Source organism: Sphingobium sp. SA916 (genome assembly GCF_002894065.1).
Taxonomy (GTDB): domain Bacteria; phylum Pseudomonadota; class Alphaproteobacteria; order Sphingomonadales; family Sphingomonadaceae; genus Sphingobium; species Sphingobium fuliginis.
Window position 1 is genome coordinate 1 of record NZ_LXYF01000103.1, and the last position, 4,030, is coordinate 4,030.

5 protein-coding genes are annotated in these 4,030 nt (G+C 59.7%); 3 read left to right on the top strand and 2 right to left on the bottom strand.

The features are described 5' to 3' along the window. The 3 genes from A8G00_RS23825 to arsC all read left to right on the top strand — a co-directional run. The coding region (locus A8G00_RS23825) for a biotin/lipoyl-containing protein (protein ID WP_301182326.1) at nt 1-282 on the top strand (282 nt) is incomplete at its 5' end. A gap of 14 nt (nt 283-296) precedes the next feature. Continuing rightward, the gene (accC, locus tag A8G00_RS23830) at nt 297-1,643 is read left to right on the top strand and encodes an acetyl-CoA carboxylase biotin carboxylase subunit (protein ID WP_025549844.1); all 1,347 of its coding nucleotides are present in this window, start codon (nt 297-299) and stop codon (nt 1,641-1,643) included. Nucleotides 1,644-1,649: 6 nt separating this feature from the next. Further along, the gene (arsC, locus tag A8G00_RS23835; protein ID WP_103001880.1) at nt 1,650-1,994 is read left to right on the top strand and encodes an arsenate reductase (glutaredoxin); all 345 of its coding nucleotides are present in this window, start codon (nt 1,650-1,652) and stop codon (nt 1,992-1,994) included. A gap of 708 nt (nt 1,995-2,702) precedes the next feature. Here the strand turns inward: arsC and A8G00_RS23840 are convergent. Both A8G00_RS23840 and A8G00_RS23845 read right to left on the bottom strand, forming a co-directional pair. Next, on the bottom strand, nt 2,703-3,176 hold the full coding sequence (locus tag A8G00_RS23840; RefSeq protein ID WP_061940955.1) for a DUF6882 domain-containing protein: 474 nt from the start codon (nt 3,174-3,176) through the stop codon (nt 2,703-2,705). Nucleotides 3,177-3,271: 95 nt separating this feature from the next. Continuing rightward, nucleotides 3,272-3,871 (bottom strand): hypothetical protein, encoded by a 600-nt coding sequence (locus A8G00_RS23845; protein ID WP_061940952.1) that lies wholly within the window; start codon nt 3,869-3,871, stop codon nt 3,272-3,274. Between the last annotated feature and the right edge of the window lie 159 nt (nt 3,872-4,030).

A 4,030-nucleotide genomic window follows, 5' to 3' on the forward strand; every position in this document is an offset into this window, starting at 1 on the left:
CCGGCCGCCGCCCCCGCTCCAGCCGAAGCCGCCGCCCCGGCCGTGGCCGCCAACGCCATCCGCTCGCCCATCGTCGGCACCGCCTATCTCGCCGCCGAACCGGGCGCGGCGCCCTATGCCGCCGTCGGTTCGACCGTGAAGGCGGGCGACACCGTGCTGATCGTCGAAGCCATGAAGGTCATGAACGCCATCACCGCGCCCCATGCCGGCACGGTCAAGGCCGTGCTGGTCGATAACGGCCAGCCGGTCGAATATGACCAGCCGCTGATCGTCATCGAATAAGGGCCGCTTCACACATGGCCATCGAAAAGCTGCTGATCGCGAACCGGGGCGAAATCGCGCTCCGCATCCATCGCGCCTGCCATGAAATGGGCATCAAGACGGTGGCGGTGCATTCGACCGCCGACGCCGACGCCATGCATGTGCGCCTCGCCGACGAAGCGATCTGCATCGGCCCGCCCGCGGCGAAGGACAGCTATCTCAACATCGCCGCGATCATCTCCGCCGCCGAAATCTCCGGCGCGGACGCGATCCATCCGGGCTATGGCTTCCTGTCGGAAAACGCCCAGTTCGCGGAGATCGTGGAGGCGCACAACATCGCCTTCGTCGGTCCCAAGCCCGAACATATCCGCATCATGGGCGACAAGGTGGAGGCAAAGCGCACCGCCGGCGCGCTCGGCCTGCCGCTGGTTCCCGGCTCCGACGGCGCGATCTCCGACATCGCGGAAGCGAAGGAAATCGCCGCGAAGATCGGCTACCCCGTCCTCATCAAGGCGGCCTCTGGCGGCGGCGGACGCGGCATGAAGGTCGTGCCTTCCGAAGACCAGCTCGAAACGCTGATGAAGCAGGCCGGCTCCGAAGCCAAGGCCGCCTTCGGCGACGACACCGTCTATATGGAAAAATATCTGGGCAATCCCCGGCATATCGAATTCCAGGTCTTCGGCGACGGCAACGGCAACGCCATTCACCTGGGCGAGCGCGACTGCTCGCTCCAGCGCCGCCACCAGAAGGTGCTGGAGGAGGCGCCCTCCCCCGTCCTCTCCACCGCCGAGCGCGACCGGATGGGCGAAGTCGTGCGCAAGGCGATGGCCGACATGGCCTATCGCGGCGCGGGCACCATCGAATTCCTCTGGGAAGACGGCGAATTCTACTTCATCGAGATGAACACCCGCCTGCAGGTGGAGCATCCGGTGACGGAGATGATCACGGGCGTCGATCTGGTGCGCGAACAGATCCGCGTGGCGGAGGGCAAGCCGCTCTCGGTCGAGCAGAAGGACCTGGTCTTCACCGGCCACGCCATCGAATGCCGCATCAACGCCGAAGACCCGCGCACTTTCGCGCCCTCGCCGGGCACCGTCACCAGCTATCATGTGCCGGGCGGCATGCATGTCCGCGTCGATAGCGGCCTGTATCAGGGCTATAAGGTGCCGCCCTATTACGACAGCATGATCGGCAAGCTGATCGTCTATGGCCGCACCCGCGAAGGCGCGATCATGCGCCTTCGCCGCGCGCTGGAGGAATATGTGATCGAGGGGATGAAGACCACGATCCCGCTCCACCAGAAGCTGCTGACCGACCCGGACTTCCTCAACGGCGACTACACGATCAAGTGGCTGGAAGAGTGGCTGGAACGTGAGGGATAAGAAGGCATGAGGGCGACCATCTGGCACAACCCCCGCTGCTCCAAGTCGCGCGCGGCGCTCGCGATCCTGGAAAATGCACCGGGGGTCGACGTAGAGGTCGTCGAATATCTCAAGACTCCGCCCAGCCGCGCCGAAATCGAGGCGGTCCTGAAGAGGGCGGGCGTCCGCCCATCGGAAGCCGTCCGCAAGGGCGAGGGCATAGTGAAGGAAATCGGCCTGGACGTGTCGGACGACAAGGCCGTCCTCGACGCGATGGCCGCGCACCCGATCCTGATCGAACGCGCCATCGTGATCACGGACAAGGGCGCGGTGATCGCCCGGCCGCCAGAACGGGTGAGCGAAGTCCTCTAGCCCGCGTCGTTATGCGTCATCCTGCGCTCGACCCAGGGCTACGGCCGAAATGGAAGACGAAAAAGGGTAGGTAGCGGACTATCCGCTTTCGGAGCATAAAGGGGCGGACCGGACAGAGGCCCAATCGCAAATGTCTTGGAATCAAACCCATGGAAGGCGAGCTTTTTTGCGGTCTCGTTCTATGAAGAAGGGGTATCGCGAACGCGCAAGCTGGCCACTTACTTGGCGACGGGCGGGCTTAACCGACTGGCCTGCGATATCCGCACTCGGAGACGACCACGATTGGGCGCGAAAGACGGGAACGGGGTTCGTTGCCGAGTTTGGCAATGAAACCTTGTTTTTGATTGATCGGGATTGGTTTGGCTGGCCTGATCCACCCCAATGGGGACTGGCATCGTTTGATGCAGCTAAGGGTGAGTGGAACTTGTGGGGTAATTTTTCAGATTTGCCCCATGCGTGGACTGTTCCCGACCCCTTGTATGGGCCGGAAAGAAATCCAGTTTAGTCCGGTCATGGAGCAGATTTATTTACAATTGAATGACTGACTTTTGGTCGCCTGCCGCTGGGCGGCTTTCCAATTCCGAACCGGACCAACAGCTTATCGGCGGCGCGGGGTGATTCGCAGGCCGGGAGCGACGATCGCTGGGTGGAAAGTGGAATGACCGTTTTCGGAATGGAAGCTCTGAAAGCAGACTGCCCTAACGGCGGCTAGATAACCCAGCGGACATCTCGATAAAGTAGAAACAGGCCGCCTCCCTCGTCTCGCGGAGGACGGTATGCACCCACCGCATCGCATATCCGAGCCGTGATCGCCGTAAGCTCCCAGCCAAGACTGTTCAGGTCTTGATCTTCGACATACCCACTGATCAGCTCACCTATGCCGTGCTCCTCGCCGAAACGACATGCGCGTTCGGCGTCTTCGATGCAATCCAGCGGCCAATGCTCGTTCGCCCACGCCCAAAGCCAGTTGCCAGCCTTAGCGCTCGTTGACCCGACAACTTGGATGTCAGCGACTACCCTTGACTGCCCATTCTCCGAGAAAACTAATTGGCGTTGGGAAAGCTCGTAGTCGAAGCGTGGCCAATCACCGAGCCGGAAACGCTCTTTCAGAAGTGCGTTCTTGTCCTGGAGTTGGTGAACCGCTTCATGTCGCCATGCGGAATACCAGTCTGGATCTTCCACTCCTGCCGCTCCAAAATGATTTATACAATGTCCGCTCTAAGGAATGGAAACGAATATAGCTACCGCCTTACTATGGTCGATTTTGCACATGCATATTATCGATGCGGCGAGCCGGGAGGGGCCTCATTTCCGATGAAGCCTAGCGGATAGCCTGAGGCCATAGCTGCGTTGGTTAGGCACCAGAGGGTTTCCTCATCCAATGCGCCAGTCGCAAGCGCGCTGTCGTTGAATGTCGACATACCGTTTAACGGTTTAAGGGTTCCGGAGGCTTTCGGCCCGCAAAGCTTCTCAAGAGAGCGGGCAAAAGCCGAACTGTTAGATTGTTTCTGATCGTAGGTCGGCAAGCGAGAGAGCAGCCCCTTCTTGTCCAACCAAGCCTTCGCATCAGCTTTTGCCTGTTCACGCGACAGGTTCCAATATAACGGCTGATATGCCTTCTCTATCGGCGCAGGAAATGTGACATAGTAATTTGAAGCGAGCGAGGCGAGCGCCGCGCACCGCAGTTGCTCGTCAGAGATCGAGGCATCGTCCAGAACGTCGATTACATCTTCTTGAAGCGTGTCATCGAATTTTAAATCGACCTTTTTGAATCCGCATGCTGCGATCTTTTGTATCGCGATTTCCGGCCTGACCAGCACAGGTGGCGTATCAAACGCAACAGCGAAAAATAAAAATCCGATCAACAGCGTCTTCATTTGGGCGTTGTGCCTTCATAGATTTACGGCTGCAAGTGGTCCAGACTGTGTAAAAACGCGGTAGATATGGTAGTATGATCCGACGGTTTGGAGGATCGCATGGGTCGCTTCATTGTTGGTGCGGAACGCACTCAGACGACGCTGTTTCCGCCTTGTATG

What these genes read in the sequence shown, in the direction of transcription:
- accC (WP_025549844.1), top strand. Translation starts at nt 297, where the DNA reads ATGGCCATCGAAAAGCTGCTGATCGCGAACCGGGGCGAAATCGCGCTC.
- arsC (WP_103001880.1), top strand. Translation starts at nt 1,650, where the DNA reads ATGAGGGCGACCATCTGGCACAACCCCCGCTGCTCCAAGTCGCGCGCG.
- A8G00_RS23845 (WP_061940952.1), bottom strand. Translation starts at nt 3,871, where the DNA reads ATGAAGACGCTGTTGATCGGATTTTTATTTTTCGCTGTTGCGTTTGAT.